The sequence below is a fragment of the Pedobacter suwonensis genome (genome assembly GCF_900111825.1).
GTDB classification, from domain to species: Bacteria; Bacteroidota; Bacteroidia; order Sphingobacteriales; family Sphingobacteriaceae; genus Pedobacter; species Pedobacter suwonensis.
On sequence record NZ_FOJM01000004.1, the window covers coordinates 217,777 to 237,006 of the forward strand.

A 19,230-nucleotide genomic window follows, 5' to 3' on the forward strand; every position below is an offset into this window, starting at 1 on the left:
TTAGGTCTAAATTTACTGGATTTTTCCGCTACCCTGATGAGGATAAAATCGACCTTGCCATTCAACCAAATATAAATGCGTACAACTAAATTTCATATTGCCATTTTTACTATTGCTGTTTTCGCGGTTTTTGCCAGTTGCGGCAGTTACCCTAAAGTTAAAAAAAGTAATCAAGGCCTGAAAGATTATTATCAGTCTTACTTCAACATTGGCGTAGCGGTTTCGCCCCAAACCATTAAAGGGGAGCAGGGCGCATTGCTTTTAAAGGAATTCAATAGCATAACGCCGGAGAACGCCATGAAGATGCAACCTATTCATCCGCGCGAAGATGTTTATAACTGGGCGGATGCCGATGCGCTGGTTAATTTTGCACATGATAACCGACTTAAAATAAGGGGGCATACCTTATGCTGGCATGAGCAGGTGCCGGCATGGATTTTTAAAAACAGTTCCGGAGGCCGGGTAGATAAAGCCCTATTGCTCAAAAGGCTTAAAGATCATATTAAAACCGTGGTGGGCCGTTATAAGGGAAAGGTATATGCATGGGACGTTGTTAATGAAGTGATCGGCGATGAAGATGACCAATATTTGAGGCCTTCTTTATGGAATGAGATCTGTGGAGAAGAGTTTATTGCCAGGGCTTTCGAATATGCGCATGAGGCTGATCCTGATGCATTGCTTTTTTATAATGACTATAATTCTGAGAGACCTGTAAAAAGAGCCAAGATTTATAAAATGCTGAAAAAACTTGTCGATAACAAGGTCCCTATTCACGGGGTAGGGCTGCAGGGGCATTGGTCTGTTTTTGAACCTGATGATACCGAATTACGGGAATCATTAAAATTATACGCATCTCTTGGTCTGCAAATTCAGATCACAGAACTGGATCTGTCCATCTATCCATGGGAGAAAAACTTAAGGGCTAAGAAACCAGATGAGCAAGACCGTTTCACAGCAGCGCTCGAAAAAAAGCAAATTGACCGATACACCCGGATTTTTTCTATTTTCAGAAGTTTTAAAAAGGAAATCAGCAGTGTAACTTTTTGGAATCTTTCTGATCGTTCTACATGGCTCGATCAATACCCCGTACCCGGAAGAAAAAACTATCCCTTGCTTTTTGATCAAAACCTGCAAAGAAAAAAAGCCTATTGGAGTGTGGTTGATTTCAGGAAATAATCAGTTTTTTAAGCTGATAATAAAGAAAATAATACTGTGAAAGCGGTAATGATGCAATGAACTAAATTAGTTTTTTTATCTTACCGCCACTAAGCCAAATAGATCATGTATCCAGATAATTTTGAATCTTCCTTAGATTTTAGCGCATTGTTTAGCTTTTCTACACCTTTTGAAGTTGAAATTTTATTAATACAGCAAAATCATTAAATATGCTCAGGGGTTCTGCTTATCTATCCTTCATTCTACTTGTTTACCTGCTTTTTAATGCGGGCGATATTATAGCACAGCCTAAAACGCAACAGCCTGAATTGCGTTTCACCTCTCTGACCTCTAAAAACGGGTTATCGTCTAACAATGTAACCGTAATTTTTAAAGATCGGTACGGATTGATGTGGTTTGGTACAGAAGATGGATTAAATAAATTTGACGGTACCAACTTTACCACTTATAAATATCAGGCAAACGATTCTACAAGTATTCAGGCTAATGAGGTTAAGGCCATTCATGAAGACCGCAGGGGAAACCTTTGGTTTGGTACCAGTGGGGGTTCACTGGCCCTTTTTGATAGAAGAAAAAATTCTTTCATTAATTATCGTGCTTCAAATGGCCCAACAGGTTTCAGTCACAGCCTGATCAGGTATATTACCAGTGATTATTTGGGTAAAATATGGGTGGCCACCTTTACCGGACTTGATCTTTTTGATCCGGATGCCAAAAAAGTGTCTAAATTCCCAATTGCAGCCGGCCAGTTGGGTAAACTTCCGCCAACCATAATCAACATCCTGATGGAAGATAGCAAACATCGGATGTGGATAGGAACAGAGGATGGATTATTTCTTTTTAACCGGAAAAATGCTTCTTTTATCCGGATCGGATCTGCAGCAGATAAACCTGTACAACTGGCAGGAACTATAGTGAAGTCTTTAGCCGAAGATGGTGATGGCAATATCTGGGTTGGTACTACCTCAGGCTTAAGTATGCTCAAATCGGATGGTATGGGATTTGAAAACTATCAACACGTTCCTGGCGATCCCAATTCACTAAGTGATAACAATGTTCAAAGTATTGCTGTATCGCCAAACGGTCAGTTATGGCTGGGTACCGAAGATGGCCTTAATGTTTTTGATCTCCGTACCAAAAAAGTGAGGGTATACCGGCCAAATCCCCGCAATCCCTACAGCCTAAGGGGCACCAGTGTAAAATATGTGTATATAGATAAAGAGGGTATATACTGGTTAGGGTTATACCGTGAGGGAATCAATAAATTTGATAGCAACCTCAACCTCTTTAACCTCATTAAGAGCAATGTGTTCGATGTATATGGGTTAAACGCACCTGTAGTAACTTCATTTGCACCGAAAAACCTTACGGAGATATATGTAGCTACAGAGGGCGGCGGACTGAGTATTTTCAACAGAAATACTGGTCTGTTCCACAAAGTTAATTTAGAGAAGTTGGGTTTGCCGCCGCGTTTAACCCTGATGTCGCTATTTGTCAGTTCAGCTAAGAAACTCTATCTGGGTACTTTTGGCTATGGTTTGATCGTGCTGGATTCGACGCTAAGCAAAGCGGCCTCTTACCGGAAAAGCAATACGGATTCCGGTCTTAATTCTGATGATGTATTTTGCATTACCCAGGATAAAAACGGGCTGATATGGGTTGGCACCAATGGAGGGGGAATTAATGTGATGGATGCTAACCATAAGGTTGTTTTTAGGTATGTTGATAAGGTACAGTCGCCCACAGACCGCAAATTTCCACTTAATAATTATATCCGTTTTATTAAAGAAGACCGTTTTGCAAACATTTGGGTAGGCTCTCATGGTTCTGGTGTAGCCATGATTAGTGCTGATAAGACCAGTATTAAACATTATAACGAACTTAACTCAGGCCTTAAGGGCGATATTGTTCAGGCCTTTCTGGAAGATTCAAAGGGGCGGATCTGGATCGGTACAGCTGGAGGCGGCTTAAACCTATTGGATAAAAGGACAAATAAGTTCATCAATTTTACCGAACGTAATGGTTTGGCAAATGATGTTATTGATGCCATTGTTGAAGACGACAATCATAATATTTGGTTGAGTACCAGCAAAGGGATCAGCCGTTTCGACCCAAAGACACAAAAATTTAGCAATTACGGCATATACAATGGTGTGCAAAACAATAGCTTTATCAGGGGAGCAGCCTTAAAATGTAAAGACGGTGAAATATTTTTTGGTGGGGCAGAAGGGATGAATTACTTCAACCCGGCCGGATTCAGAAAAAACAAAAATGTTCCCGCTGTACTTTTTACCGAGCTAAAAATTTCCAATAATGTGATCGAGGCGAGCGAGGACGGACCCATAACCGACCATATTTCGGTTGCCAAAAAAATCGACCTGGATTATAAGCAGAATTTTTCACTGAGCTTTGTAAGTGTAAACTACACGGCTCCGGAACAAAACCGTTATAGTTATAAGCTTGAAGGTTTTAATAAGGAATGGATTGATGCCGGTACAGCTAAAACGGTTTCTTATACCAATCTCGATCCGGGAGAATATATCTTCCATGTACGGGCAAGCAACAATGATGGCGTTTGGAATACAACCGAATCTTCGATAAAGATAATTGTTCATCCACCGTGGTGGAGAACCATCTATGCTTATATTTTTTACCTGGTTGCTATTGCCGGTACTTTACTTTACATCCGTCACCGGGGCATCAAAAACCTGGAGAGAAAGTTCGCGCTGGTGCAGGAAAAAACAAAAATTGAACAGCAGATTTTGCAGGATAGAAAAGAGGCCGAGCGATTGCATGAGCTGGATTCGCTAAAAATTAAATTCCTGACCAACCTGAGCCATGAGTTCCGTACACCACTTTCGCTTATCCTGGGGCCGGTCGAGAAACTCCTTTCGCAACAGGGCGATGAGACCAAAAACGCATCGCTTAAAATAGTAAAACGGAATGCCCGCCGCTTGCTCAACCTGGTGAACCAAATCCTCGATTTTCGTAAAATTGAAGAAAATGAACTCAAGATCAATAATGCCCCGGGTGAACTGGTTTCCTTTATTGCCGATGTAATCGAATCTTTCAACGATTTAAGCGAACGGAAATCGATAAGTCTTACTTTCCAGACCCAGTTCGATAGCTATCCAACGGAGTTTGACCATGACAAGCTGGAACGTATTTTATTCAACCTGCTTTCCAATGCCTTTAAGTTTACGCCATCAGGTGGTACCATCACCGTTGATTTAAAAAGAACACCTCGTAACGGGCAGGAAGAGACTGTTCTGATCACGGTAAGCGATACGGGCATTGGCATCAGCGAAGAAGAGCAGCAGAAAGTATTCGAACGATTTTTTCAGGCCGATACCGAGGTATCTATCCTGAACCAGGGAAGTGGAATCGGGCTTTCCATCATCAAAGAGTTTGTCAAAATTCAGGGTGGGACCATTGATTTGCAAAGCGAAGTTGGAAAGGGCACACAATTTATGATTGCCCTGCCTTTACCGCTGCTAGACCATATCGAAAAACTTAACGTTGATTTTTCCAGCCCCGAAACCCCAATACAGACTGAAGAAGAAGTTTCAGCTAAAGCCATGAGCGAAACGGATGGAGAAATTCACACCATTCTGCTCGTAGAGGATAATCAGGACCTTCGGGAATACCTGAAAGATAATTTGAAAGCGCATTACCGTATTGTAGAAGCGGCCGACGGTAAGGAGGGCTGGCAAAAAACACTGGCAAACCATCCTGAGCTTATCGTAAGCGATATCAGTATGCCAAATATGTCGGGTATTGAACTTTGTAAAAAGATAAAAGAAGATAAAAGAACAAAACATATTCCGGTTATTCTGTTAACTGCGCTTACAGGAGAACAGGAACAATTGACGGGACTCGAAATTGGCGCAAACGATTACCTCACCAAGCCTTTTAATATTGATATCCTCAATATTAAAATCAAAAACCTTTTGCTCCTTAACCGTACCCTGAAAAATACCTATACCAAACAGATCAAGATGGAAACAGCGGAGATTTCGGTTGAATCGCATGGTGATAAGTTACTTAAGAATATCTTGAAGTACATTGAGGATAACATCAATAATTCACAATTATCTGTAGAAGATTTAAGCAAAAATGTAGGGATGAGCCGTGGCTCGCTCTACCACAAAGTGCTGGAATTAACGGGGCTTTCGCCGGTGGAGTATATCCGCTCGGTAAAGCTTGATAAAGCTGCGGCTTTACTCATAAAAAGCGACCTGAATATTTCGCAGATTGCTTACCTGGTAGGCTTTGCTACACCAAACTATTTTGCCAAGTCTTTTAAATCAAAATTTGGTATGCAACCTTCAGAATATTTGAACCTTTACCGTAAGCATGATCATGCTCCTGATGCGGGTAATTAGCTGAAATTTACTATTATGCAATCGATTGTTTTGCGCTGGTAAAATCGTTTTATCAAATATAATATTTCGAGTATTAGTATAAGTAGCGGTTTTTTACTTATCTAAATGATTGTATTTCAGCTATTTGAGTTGATAGAACATTTGTATCTGATTTATGCACAAATCTTCTAACCTTTAAATTCGTTTTTGGGCTATGTTTGGATTAACCAAATAAAACTTATAAACCATGACTAATCAACTGATCAACTTCTATGAGGAAGGCTTAAGCAATCTGGCCCTGCAAAAAGGGACAAATTTGCCGGCGATGTCAAATCAATACCAATCCAAAACTTCGGTTTACACACTTTTAATTCCATTGAGCGATAGGTAGAACAAGCGCTGTAATGGCTAAGCAATGGCTTGCTGTATAAGTTGAAAAATGACTTTCATTTACATGAAGGTATTGAGCCATAACAAGTCGACCTGAAATTCATCAAAGCTAAAATGCACTATTGCTTTGGTTAAAAATTACCGACGATGAGAGGTAGATGCCAGGTGGCATTTGCACACAAGATACAAACGGAAGTTAGATTACCCAGACCGGAAATGCTGATTACAAAAATAGGTATGCTAAAACGCAATTGGATGAAACCACCAACATAGTAACTTTTTTAAGGCTTCGGTATGCACTTAACTGATTACACAATTAATAGCCAAATGATAAAATCATGCTCAAAAGATAGCGTGCCTATCCGTATCAGTTAAATTGAAGAGTAACCGTTACCACATCGTGAAGCTAATCATTATTGAAGAAAGAATTAAAATCAACTTTTCTTCCTATTTAAAAACCCTAACCAAATAATAATGCTAAGAGATTTACTTAAAATTCCATTTAGGAAAACTACTTCCTTTCGAAACGTCTTATCGGGAATAAAATGTTCCGGAATGCCATATCAAACAGACGTCATCAATTTTACCCATCATGCTCAATAAATGATTTCGAAAAATGAAAAGAATTATACTATTGCATTTTGCTGGGGATAACCTGGGCCCGAAAAGACAACTCTTTAAAAGATGTTGTTTAACAATGCTAACCTTAATGCTGATGATTAAAATCACTTTTGCACAGCAGACAAAGGTGACCGGAACCATCTCCGATAATAAGCAAACGCCAATAATAGGTGCCACAGTTACTGTTAAAGGCACAAAGATCCGTACCCAAACGGACACCGATGGCCGGTTTGTGATTAATGTACCTGGCGATCAGTCCATTCTGGTAATTGGTTACGTGGGTATGGTAACTAAGGAAGTTTCTACAAAAGGGAAAAACAACCTCAAAATTGTCCTTTCAGAAGATCAATCTGCCCTTAATGATGTAGTGGTAATCGGTTACGGTACACAGAAAAAAGCCAGTGTGGTAGCCGCCATTGCGCAAACTACGGGTAAGGTACTGGAACGTGCCGGTGGGGTATCGAGCATAGGTGCTGCATTAACCGGTAATGTGCCGGGGGTGATCACTACTGCCAGTACAGGAATGCCCGGCGAGGAAGATCCTCAAATATTGATCCGTGGTCGTAGTACATGGAACAATACCGGTCCGTTAATCCTGGTAGATGGTATTGAACGGACAATGAATAGTGTGGATATCGGTTCTGTAGAAACCATATCGGTGTTGAAAGACGCTTCTGCAACAGCAGTATTTGGGGTAAGGGGAGCCAATGGCGTAATCCTGATTACCACCAAACGTGGCCGTGAAGGACAGGCATCTATCAGGGGTACCATCAATAATGTAATTAAATCTCCATCACGTTTACCGGGGAAATATGATTCTTATGATGCCCTGACCATAAAAAACCAGGCTATAGAAAATGAACTTTCCCTTAAGCCTGAAAGCTGGGCAGATTATCTGCCGCAGGCTACGATTAATAAATACCGTTATCCTGCAAATTTAGCAGAATCAGAACGCTATCCGAATGTAAACTGGGACGAGGTATTGTTTAAAGATTATGCCCTGTCCAACAATGTTAACCTAAACATTTCGGGCGGAACCGCTAAAGTGAAATATTTTGCCAATGCTGATTACCTGTATGAGGGAGATTTGTTCCGCACTTTTAAAAACGATCGTGGTTACGAGCCAGGTTACGGATTTAACAGGTTAAATGTGAGAAGTAACCTCGATTTTCAACTGAGTAAATCCACCCTTTTTAAAGTGAATTTGTCAGGTTCCAGAGGGGTGAAGAAAAGTCCATGGGGCAATTCCAACAGCGATTATTCTTACTGGATTTCTGCTTATTCTACCGCTCCTGATGTATTTATGCCGCAATATTCGGATGGTACATGGGGTTATTATGCACCAAATGTGCAAAAAGGTTTAAACTCTGCCCGAAACCTGGCCGTTAGTGGGGTAGGCTATACCACCACAAGCAGGATTACAACCGATTTTACACTTGACCAGGACCTGGGATCGCTGGTAAAGGGCTTAAACTTCAAAGGTACCATTGCGCTGGATAATTCTTTTATAGAAGGAAACAGGGGAATTAATGATTTGTACAATGGTATTCAGAGCAAATGGATCGATCCAAAAACCGGATTAACTACTTATGAGCAGGCATTTGACGGAACCAACCGCTTCGACTTTCAGAATGGGATCAACTGGACCACAAGCGGAGGTACCGTGCAGGATTGGTCTACCCAACGCAGGTTGTTCTACCAGGGCCAACTCAATTATGCTGTAAAACTGGGTACCAACCATAACATTACAGCTATGGGCCTTTTCAACCGGAATGAAGTAGCAACAGGAAGTGAGATTCCAAACTACCGCGAAGACTGGGTTTTCCGTACCACCTACAATTATGCCAATAAATACATGATCGAATATAATGGTGCGTACAATGGTTCTGAGAAATTCAGTACGAAAAACCGTTTCGCATTCTTTTCATCAGGAGGACTGGGCTGGATGTTAAGTGAGGAAAAATTTATGAAACCGCTGAAGTTCATTGATATGCTTAAATTGCGTGCTTCGTACGGAGCCATTGGTGATGATAATGTAAGCGGTCGCTGGCTTTATCTTACACAGTGGGCGTACGGCGGTCAGACCAAACTTGGCGTAACCGGCGAGGGTTCTGAATTAAGTCCGTACACCTGGTATAAAATATCAGCGCTTGGCAATCCTGATGTACATTGGGAAAAGGTAAAGAAAACCAATTTTGGTATTGATTATAGTTTCTTTAAAGGTATGGTTACCGGAAAGGCTGACTTTTTCCGCGACCGCCGTACCGACATCCTGATTCTCGGTGCTAACCGCGCCATCCCTTCTTATTTCGGTGTTGATGCACCGGTGGCCAACCTCGGTATTGTAGAAAACAAGGGTTATGAGCTGGAACTGGCCTTTAACAAAAGATTGGGACAGAACTGGAGACTTTGGGCCAACCTGAACTATACCCATGCAAAAGATAAAGTGATCGAAGCTGATGATGCCCAATTGTTACCCGAATATCAGAAAAGGGCCAATAAACAAATCAGCCAGAGTTATTCTTACGTGAGTGCCGGAAATTACAATACCTGGGATGAACTTTATGGCAGCACTATCCACGACAATAACGACGGGCAAAAGTTACCGGGGAATTATTATATCATCGATTATAACGGTGATGGTATTATCGATTCAAAAGATAATATTCCTTATGGTTTTCCATCAAACCCTCAAAATACCTACAACGCTACATTTGGTGTAGATTGGAAAGGTTTCAGTTTGTTTGTTCAGCTCTATGGCGTAAACAATGTAACCCGCCAGGTGGTATTTAGCAGTTTAGCCGGCCAGAATCATTTGGTATATAATGAGGGGTCTTACTGGAGCAAAGATAACCCAAATGCCGATGTACCGCTACCACGGTGGCTATCTACGGCCAGTGGCTATACTTCCGGTAACCGCTACATGTACGACGGATCTTACATCAGGTTAAAAAATGCAGAATTGGCTTACACTTTCGAAAAAAGTAAAAGTTTCATCAAACGTATCGGCATGGAATCGCTGCGGGTATATGTAAACGGAAATAACCTGTATGTATGGACCAAAATGCCTGATGACCGGGAGTCCAATTTTGCCGGAACAGGTTGGGCATCTCAAGGTGCTTATCCAACTGTAAAGCGATTTAACATTGGGGCTAACATTACTTTTTAATGCTACAATCATGAAAAAATATATCAAAACTTTAGTATGTTGTACCATTATCTGGTCGACAGTATCCCTTTCTTCGTGTGAAAAATACCTGGATAAAGCCGATGAAACCGTGATTTCGGAAAAAGAGGCTTTTAAGAATTTTGTTAATTTTCAGGGCTATACCGAAGAACTCTACAACTGTATTGTAAATTTTAGCACAAACTACTGGACCAACTCCTGGAATTGGGGAGAGGATGAGATTACTTCAACCGCCGGAAACTTTCATTTTATCCATAAAATAGACGATGGAAATTTCTGGGGCTGGCAAGCTGAGTTTGATGGCTGGGGCTCAGGTTGGATGAACCATAATAATTTTAGCACTAATAACGATCGTTTTAACAAGGACCTTTGGAAAGCGGCCTGGTATGGGATCAGTAAAGTGAACATGGGCCTGGCCAATATGGATAAGATGACAGATGCTACGGATGAGGAAAGAAACCTGATCAAGGGGCAGCTGCTGTTTTTCCGCGGTTGGTTTCACCACAGGCTGATGGAATATTTTGGTGGCTTACCTTATATAGATACCGTTTTGCCTACCGATTCAAAACTCACCCTTCCACGCCTAAGCTATAAAGCGTGTGCCGACAAAGCTGCTGCAGATTTTAGGGCTGCTGCAGATATTTTACCGGTTAACTGGGACAATACCACAGCGGGTAAACGTAGCCTGGGAAAAAACGCATTGCGCATCAATAAAATCATGGCTTTGGGTTACCTGGGTAAAAATTACCTGTGGGCAGGAAGTCCGCTGATGAATTTCGAATCCACCGGTAGCAAGACCTACGATGCCGACTACTGTAAAAAAGCAGCAGCTGCATTTGCCGAACTGCTTACCCTTACCGAAAGCGGTACTACGCAATATGCGCTGGTAGAATTCAAAAACTATTATCGTAATTTTTACACCAGCGGGCAAAACTGGGATTTACCAGGAAGCACCGAAGCTATATTCCGTGGTCCGTTCTTCAGTGCCAATAATTCCAACTGGGGAACCAGTAAGCAATATACACCGGTAGTGATTTCAGAAGGCGACCTTAAGTTTACGCCTACGGCTAATTATGTAGATTATTACGGTATGGCCAACGGCTTGCCGATCCAGGATATTACCAAGGCCGACAGTGAATCGGGTTACAATCCTGAATATCCATGGAAAGGTAGAGATCCAAGGTTTTATAATGACATCGTTTATGACGGTGTAAAATTTGTACAAGGTGCGATGGGTGCCAGTGATGAGAAAAACAGGTATGCCAATTTATACACCAGCGGAAGTTACCGCGATGTAAGTACAGGAAGCAGAACCGGTTATGTTTTGCGCAAATTTATTCCGATTACGGCTAACAAATATGATAATGGTTATTCGTATGGCAATAGCCTTCACATTTATGTTCCTTATATGCGTTTGGCCGATATCTACCTGATGTATGCTGAGGCTGCGCTGATGGGCTACAATTCGCCTACAGGTAAAGATCCTGGTTTTTCCAAAACAGCGGTTGATGCCATCAACGTGATCCGTACCAGGGCCGGAGTAGCTAATGTGGCAGCTAAGTTCCTGACTTCGGTAGATGGATTTTTGGGTGAAGTACGAAGAGAACGCGCCGTAGAATTATCATTTGAGGGCCACCGCTTTAACGATCTGCGCCGCTGGTTGCTATTGATTGAAAAACCATACACGTTGAAAACATCGGTTGAGTTTGATCGTAGCGGAACTTTCAGCACTACCGACCCTACAGCTAACCGGGTTGTTAACCTGAAAGAAGTGGTTATTCTGGAGCGGAAGTTTAGTCAGAAACATTATTGGCTGCCACTCAAAAATGCCGATGTAAACATGTATATGGAATTTAAACAAAATCCAGGCTGGTAAGGGCGTAAACTAATTCAAACGAATGAAATGAAACAGATCAAGATAATATCAGCCTTATGCCTTGCCGTTGCCTTTTTACTGCCGGCAGCAGGATCAGCGCAAACCAACAGGCAGGCCAGAAAAAATAATAAATCCGTTAATAAAAGCGAAGAACGCCAGTCACAAGATACCATATTTGTAATGCCTCAGGTAGATTCTGTACAGGTTGCATTCAGAAAAGTGGCTAAACGCGACCTTTTAGGTGATGTTTCGGCCATAAATCTATCTCAAATGCTGGAAAAAAACTATACTACCTCCAGCCTTGAAGGCCTTGATGCCCTTTTGCCGGGTTTTAACGGTAACATTTGGGGGATGGGTGGCTACCTCGTATTGGTAGACGGAATTCCGAGAGACATTAACAATATTATGCCAACGGAAATTGACCAGGTAACCGTACTTAAAGGTGTTAATGCGGTAGCATTGTATGGTAGCCGTGCAGCTAAAGGCGTATTGTACATTACCACTAAAAGAGGAGGTAATTATGAACAAAAAGTAAATGTAAGGGCCAATACAGGTTTAAATGTTCCTAAAAGCTATCCACAGTTTCTGGGTTCTGCAGAATATATGACCTTATATAATGAAGCGCGCCGCAATGACGGATTGCCAGACCTTTATACCCAGCAGACCATATACAACTATGCCTCCGGGGCAAATCCTTACCGCTACCCGAATGTAGATTACTATTCTTCAGATTATCTGAGAAACAGCTATGGACGAAACGACCTTACTGCAGAAATTTCGGGCGGAAACAACCGCACGCGTTATTACACCAACCTCGGTTACTGGTCGATTGGTTCGCTGCTGAATTTTGGTGAAGCCGTAAAAAACAGTGGTGCCAACCGGTTTAATGTACGTGGAAATATTGATGTAAAACTGAATAAGATCATTTCCCTAAATGTGGATGCTACGGCCAGTTTCTATACCGGAAAAGGTGTAAATACAGATTATTGGGGCAGCGCAGCTACGGTTCGTCCGTATCGTTTTGCGCCGCTTATTCCCATCAGTATGATCGAGCCTGGCGATGTGGCTTCGCTGGCACAGGCCAATAATAGCAATAATATCATCAATGGTAGCTATCTTTTGGGCGGAAGCCAGCTGGACCAGACGAATACTTTTGCCAGTATTTATGCAGGAGGTTACAACCGTAACGTATCCCGCCAGTTCCAGTTTAATACCGGGATAAATTTTGACCTTAACAGCCTGATGCAGGGACTGAGCTTTAAAACCATGCTAGCGGTTGATTATTCAAGTGCTTTTAATCAATCGTATAATAATACCTATTCGGTTTACGAAGCAACATGGAACAATTATGCAGGCATTGACCAGATTTCGAGTTTAACAAAGTATGGTATTGATGCCAGATCGGGCGTACAGAACGTGAGCGGAAGTGCCTATCGCCAAACCATCTCTTTTTCAGGTCAGTTTAATTATGCACGTACTTTTAAACAAAAGCATAATGTTACCGGATCATTGTTGGGTTATGGTTTTAACATCAGCGAATCTTCGGTTTATCATGCTACCAACAACGCCAATCTGGGTTTGCAGTTGGGTTACAACTATGATCATCGTTACTATGCCGATTTCAGCGGTGCATATGTATATTCGGCAAAATTGCCAATAGCTAACCGTGGCGCATTCTCGCCAACATTATCTTTAGGATGGCGTCTTAGTGAAGAAGCGTTTCTTAAAAATTCAGAAATCGTTGATCAGTTGAAGGTTACGGCTTCTGCAGGAATCCTGAATACCGACCTCGACATCAACAACTATAACCTTTACCAGGGCTACTTTACCTATAACGATGCGGCCTGGTACAGCTGGCGTGATGGCGGATTGGTACATACTTTTGACCGTCGAAGAGGAGATAACCCTAATTTAAAGTTTCCGCAGAGAAGAGAGATTAATATCGGTCTGGAAGGATCGTTCTACAAAAACCTGATCAACTTTACGGCTTCTGCATTTTTCAGTCAAATGCGCGGCAATGTAGTACAGCCAGGTGTACTTTATCCTTCCTACCTGACTACCGGATTTCCGGTATATTCTGATATCCCGTTTGTAAACTACGATAACGATCAGCGCAGAGGATTCGATTTTGGCATCAGGATGAATAAAAGAACCGGCGAGATAGATTGGACCCTGGGGGTAACCGGTACCTATTACGATACCAAAGCCACCAAACGTGCTGAATCTTACCAGTTTGATTACCTGAACCGTACAGGAAAACCACTTGATGCGCTTTGGGGGCTGCAAAGTATGGGCTTTTTTACCAGCACTGCTGATATCGCTGCTTCGCCTGCCCAGTCTTTTGGCCAGGTTAAACCCGGAGATTTAAAGTACAAAGACCAGAATGGTGATGGTATTATTGATACGAGGGATGAAGTTTACCTGGGTAAAGGTGGATGGATGGGAGCACCAATGACTTTGGGTGTTAACCTGACTGCGAAATGGAAAAATTTAACCCTGTTTGTATTGGGTACCGGCCGTTATGGCGCCAAAGCCATGAAAAACAGTAGTTATTTCTGGGTAGACGGCGAGGATAAATATTCCGTAGTGGTTAGAGACCGCTGGACTCCTGAAACGCAAGCTACAGCGACGTATCCACGGTTAACCACAGCAAACAGCGATAATAATTTCCGCTCTTCAGACTTCTGGCTGTACAGTACGAACCGTTTTGATTTGTCGAAAGTGCAGTTGTCTTACCAGTTTCCGGCCAACCTGTTCCGTAACGGATTTGTGAGGGAATTAGGTATTTATGCCAGTGGTATGAACCTGCTTACCATTTCTCCGGAACGTGATATACTGGAACTCAATGTCAATACTTCACCTCAAACCCGGTTTTATAACCTCGGTGTAAAGGCTTTGTTTTAACCCTGATAACAAATAGATATGAAAAAAATACAACTTCTGATCGGTTTGGCAGTACTGCTTTTCTCTGTTGGCTGCAAGGATATGTTAAAACCTGAAATCGAGAACAATCTCGATCTGGAAAGCACTTACAACAATGCAACCTATGCACAGGGTTTACTGCTGAACGGTTATGCCCGCATACCCACCAATAGCTGGTCGTTTAATGATGTAGCGACTGATGATGCCGTAAGCAATGACCGCAATAATGCTTACCTGAAAATTGCTACGGGGCAATGGACGGCGATAAACAATCCACTTTCCCAGTGGACCAATTCGCGTGCTGCTATACAATACCTTAACCTGTTTTTTTCGGTAACAGACCAGGTGAAATGGGCCGTTGAACCCAATATCAACCGCATGTTTAACGATCGTATGAAAGGAGAGGGTTATGCACTCCGTGCCATGTTTAATTACTACCTTCTGCAGGCGCATGCTGGTAAAGGAAATAACGGGCAATTACTTGGTGTTCCTGTTGTATTGCAACCAGAAGGCCAGGATGCCGATTTCAATAAACCCAGAGCCACATTTGATGCAACTATGGAGCAAATTTATCGCGATCTGGATATGGCTGAGCAACTGCTGCCTACCGATTTTGAGGATATCGCCACTGATGCACAGGTGCCTGCTAAATATTCGGGAGTAGGAAAAGATAACTATAACCGGGTTTTTGGTTATTATTTCAGGGGACGTGTAACAGCACGTATAGCAAAAGCCATCCGCGCTAAAGCCTCGTTGCTGGCTGCAAGTCCGGCATTTAATCCTTCAACGCTTGCCAAATGGGAAAAAGCAGCAAATGATGCTGCAGCTGTAATCAATTTAAGGGGTGGATTGGTAAACCTGACTGCGAATGATATTAAATGGTATGATAAAGATGCCGGTATTGATGGATTGGCATCGGGTGTAAACCCTTCTGAAATTTTATGGCGGAGTGATGTGGGCAATAGCAATGACCTGGAAAGAAATAACTTTCCTCCAACACTTTTTGGCAGCGGCCGGATCAATCCGACACAAAATCTGGTGAATGCATTCCCAATGGCCAACGGCTATCCGATAGCAGACGCCAATAGCGGTTTTTCGGCATCCAGTCCTTACGATAACCGTGATCCAAGGTTGAAATTGTACATCCTGGTGAACGGTGGTACAGCAGGAACTGCTGGTAGCGCTATTAATACAACGCTTAACGGGCCTACGAATGATGCTTTGAATAAAGTAGAAACTTCTACCCGTACCGGATATTACATGCGAAAACTCCTCAGACAGGATGTGAACCTGAACCCTTCATCAACCACCAATCAGAAACATTATAACCCACGGATCCGGTATACAGAAATTTACCTTTCTTATGCTGAGGCTGCGAATGAAGCCTGGGGTCCTTTAAATGGCGGCACCAATGCTTATTCAGCTTATGATGTAATTAAGGCTATCCGCAGGAGAGCAGGTGTAGGTACCAATAATAACGATGCTTACCTCGAATCGATCAAATCAGATCAGGTTAAAATGAGAGAACTGATCCGCAACGAACGCCGCCTGGAACTGTGTTTTGAAGGCTTCCGTTTCTGGGATCTGCGCAGGTGGAATGCCAGCCTGAACGAGGTGGCCCAGGGAGCAAGCATTACCGGAACAACATTTACCCCGATTAATGTAGAAAACCGCGTGTATCAGCCTTACATGATTTATGGACCGGTACCGTATAGCGAAATTTTAAAGTATAATAACCTTATCCAGAACGCAGGCTGGTAGTTCTTAATACCAGGATTAAAATTTAAAGAAAATGAAAAAGAAAATCCAATTTTTGCTGGCAATGGCCGTGTTTTTAGGAGCATGCAAAAACCAGGAGTGGGAATTTCCTGATTACGGAACCCAAACTGTATATTTTGCCTACCAGAGCCCTGTTCGTACCATTACCCTTGGTGAAGATTTATATGATACTTCTCTTGACAACCAGCACCGTTGCGAAATCATGGCAACCACAGGTGGCGTGTATGAAGTTAAAAATGATGTAAGTATTGGTGTGGCCGTAGATAATTCTTTGGCCAGCAACCTTACCTTTGGCGGCGCCGGAAACGTGGTGGCCATGCCTGCAAACTACTACAGTATTCAGGGTGGTTCCATCACCATACCTAAAGGTAAAATTACCGGTGGGGTGCAGGTACAGCTTACCGATGCATTTTTTGCCGACCCGCTTGCGCTGAAAAATACGTACGTTATTCCGCTTCGGATGACTTCAGTGCAAAATGCTGATAAGATTTTGGAAGCCAAGAACTATACCTTATATGCCATTAAATACATCAACCCTTGGCATGGCTATTACCTGCGCCGAGGTAAAGATGTAATTACCGGTAAAAACGGCAATACCAGTTTAAATAAAACCGTTAGCAGACACATGACATTTGTTGAAAGCGATGAGGTAAATCAGGTGGTAACTACTTCCTTAAAGTCTAATACGTTTAATGCCGTATTTAAAGATAAAGATAACAGGAATATCACCTGCAAATTGCTGCTTACTTTCGATGATTCAGGCAACTGTACAGTATCTGCTGCCGATAACACGTTTACAGCCAGCGGAAATGGTAAATTTATCAAGCGGGGAGAAAAGAACAGCTGGGGAAATACCGATCGGGATGCCCTTTATCTGAATTACAACATTGACCTTACGGACATGTCTGTAGCCACTACTGATACACTCGTGATGCGTAACCGCGGCGTAACCATGGAAACCTTTAATCCGGTTAAAAAATAAAATGTTAATCAAGATGAAAAATATTTATAAAATTGCCTTAATCATCGGTATTCCGGTTTTATCGGTATCATGCAAGAAGCATGAAGCACTTGATTTTTCTGTTGAAAAACCTGCATCAATAGCCGCACAGGAGCAGCTTGATTCTTATAATGCATTAAAATCTTATTTCAACTGGTCTGCCAATCCGAATTTTAAACTGGGGGTAGCCACATCACTTACCGAATACAATAACAAAGGGGTGTTGTATCGCCTGGCGAACAGTAATTTCAACCAGATTGTAATCGGTTATGAAATGAAACACGGCGCCATTGTGAAAGATGATGGCAGTATGGATTTTGATAATACGAAGAAATTACTGGAAAATGCTAAAAATTCAAATATGGAAGTGTATGGGCATACGCTTTGCTGGCATGCCAATCAAAATGCCAAGTACCTTAATAGTTTAATTGCACCTACAGTTATTAAAGGAACCAGCGGACCGGCACTTGAGGACAACCTGATTAGCAATGGTGACTTTGAATCGGGAAATATTTCAGGTTGGTTTGGCTGGGGAAATAGTTCTGTTAGGGAAGTTTCGGCAAAGGGTGATGGCTATAGCGGCACGGGCTATGCACTCAATATGTCTAATCCTAAGGTTGTTAATTCCTGGGAGGCACAGACGGCCATGGATTTCACTACTCCATTTCAAAACGCTTCAACCTATAAACTCAGCTTTTATGTTAAAGGCAGTGTTGCCGGAGCAGCCTCAGTAGCAGCACAGGAAACCAAAAGTTATGGAGCAGATGATTTTGGCTCTTTTAATATTTCAACGGATTGGAAACTTGTACAATTGGAAAAAACCATTACCGCCGGTGACAGAACACGTTTGGTTTTTAGCTTCGGTGCCTATGCCGGCAAAATTTCTATGGATAAAATCTCCATTAACAGGGTAAATCCAAATGGGGGCGATAAGATCATTGAAAAAACAGCTGATGAGAAAAAAGCTATTTTAACAGCTGCACTTGATAAATGGATCGCCGGAATGCTCGCCGTTAGTAAAGCCAGCGTAAAAGCATGGGATGTGGTTAATGAGCCAATGTCTGACTGGCCGGACCCATCACTGTTGAAGACAGGTGTGGGTAAAACGAATATAGCTGCTGATGAATTTTATTGGCAGGATTATTTGGGCAAAGATTATGCTGTGACTGCCTTTAAACTTGCACGCCAATATGGTAATGCAACTGATATTCATTTTATAAACGATTACGGTTTAGAAACTAGCCTTGATAAATGCAGGGGACTAATTGAGTATGTAAAATATATTGAGAGCAAAGGTGCCAAAGTGGACGGTATTGGTACACAAATGCACATGGGTACCGAAAACGATAAAACGAAAATAGTCGAAATGTTCAAACTGCTGGCGGCTACGGGCAAATTGATCAAGATATCGGAACTCGACCTTGGCGTTTCGAATAAAAAGACAGCTGCTGTGACACAAGAAGAATACAAAGCACAGGCAGATATGTATAAATATGTGATTGATAAGTATTTTGAGATTATTCCGCCTGCTCAACGTTATGGCATTACCATCTGGAGTCCGTTAGATAGCCCAGCCAGTTCATTTTGGAGACCTGATGAGCCAATTGGACTGTGGACAGGAGGTTTTGTGCGTAAACCTGCTTACGTAGGTGTTGCAGAAGCCCTTAAAGGCAAATAAGCTTTTTGCCATTCATAGTTTTTATGCAAAAGCATTAACGATATAGCTCTCCCCGAAGAATCGTCATTTCCGACTTGGTTGGGAATGACGATATCTTTTGAGATATACCAGTGAGGAGAGAATTAATGATATAGTTTTCGTCAAAAATCGTCATTGCGAGAAGGCTTTTTAGCCGACGAAGCAATCTTTTATAGCAAGAATCACCCCCAGCAGAGATTGCTTCGTCGTTCCTCCTCG

Annotated in this window: 9 protein-coding genes; all 9 read left to right on the plus strand. The window is 42.2% G+C overall.

The features are described 5' to 3' along the window. Nucleotides 1-75: 75 nt before the first annotated feature. The 9 genes from BM107_RS07125 to BM107_RS07160 all read left to right on the plus strand — a co-directional run bounded on the left by BM107_RS07125 (nucleotide 76) and on the right by BM107_RS07160 (nucleotide 18,993). Nucleotides 76-1,176, plus strand: coding sequence for an endo-1,4-beta-xylanase (locus BM107_RS07125; RefSeq protein WP_090981713.1), 1,101 nt, complete (start codon nucleotides 76-78; stop codon nucleotides 1,174-1,176). Between the two features lie 209 nt (nucleotides 1,177-1,385). Further along, nucleotides 1,386-5,561 (plus strand): hybrid sensor histidine kinase/response regulator transcription factor, encoded by a 4,176-nt coding sequence (locus BM107_RS07130; RefSeq protein ID WP_090981715.1) that lies wholly within the window; start codon nucleotides 1,386-1,388, stop codon nucleotides 5,559-5,561. Between the two features lie 226 nt (nucleotides 5,562-5,787). Beyond that, complete coding sequence (locus tag BM107_RS24625; RefSeq protein WP_159435208.1) at nucleotides 5,788-5,931, plus strand: hypothetical protein; 144 nt, start codon at nucleotides 5,788-5,790, stop codon at nucleotides 5,929-5,931. A 714-nt stretch (nucleotides 5,932-6,645) separates the two neighbouring features. Next, entirely contained in the window at nucleotides 6,646-9,720 is a 3,075-nt protein-coding gene (locus tag BM107_RS07135; protein ID WP_244278753.1) for a SusC/RagA family TonB-linked outer membrane protein, read from the plus strand. A 10-nt stretch (nucleotides 9,721-9,730) separates the two neighbouring features. After that, complete coding sequence (locus BM107_RS07140) at nucleotides 9,731-11,614, plus strand: RagB/SusD family nutrient uptake outer membrane protein (protein WP_090981719.1); 1,884 nt, start codon at nucleotides 9,731-9,733, stop codon at nucleotides 11,612-11,614. Nucleotides 11,615-11,641: 27 nt separating this feature from the next. Next, nucleotides 11,642-14,518 carry a SusC/RagA family TonB-linked outer membrane protein gene (locus tag BM107_RS07145; protein WP_090981721.1) on the plus strand — a complete coding sequence of 959 codons (2,877 nt, stop codon included), beginning with the start codon at nucleotides 11,642-11,644 and terminating at the stop codon, nucleotides 14,516-14,518. An 18-nt stretch (nucleotides 14,519-14,536) separates the two neighbouring features. Beyond that, nucleotides 14,537-16,297, plus strand: coding sequence for a RagB/SusD family nutrient uptake outer membrane protein (locus BM107_RS07150; protein ID WP_090981723.1), 1,761 nt, complete (start codon nucleotides 14,537-14,539; stop codon nucleotides 16,295-16,297). Between the two features lie 31 nt (nucleotides 16,298-16,328). Continuing rightward, complete coding sequence (locus tag BM107_RS07155) at nucleotides 16,329-17,297, plus strand: DUF5627 domain-containing protein (protein ID WP_090981725.1); 969 nt, start codon at nucleotides 16,329-16,331, stop codon at nucleotides 17,295-17,297. A gap of 13 nt (nucleotides 17,298-17,310) precedes the next feature. Beyond that, nucleotides 17,311-18,993 carry an endo-1,4-beta-xylanase gene (locus BM107_RS07160; protein WP_159435209.1) on the plus strand — a complete coding sequence of 561 codons (1,683 nt, stop codon included), beginning with the start codon at nucleotides 17,311-17,313 and terminating at the stop codon, nucleotides 18,991-18,993. Nucleotides 18,994-19,230: the final 237 nt, after the last annotated feature.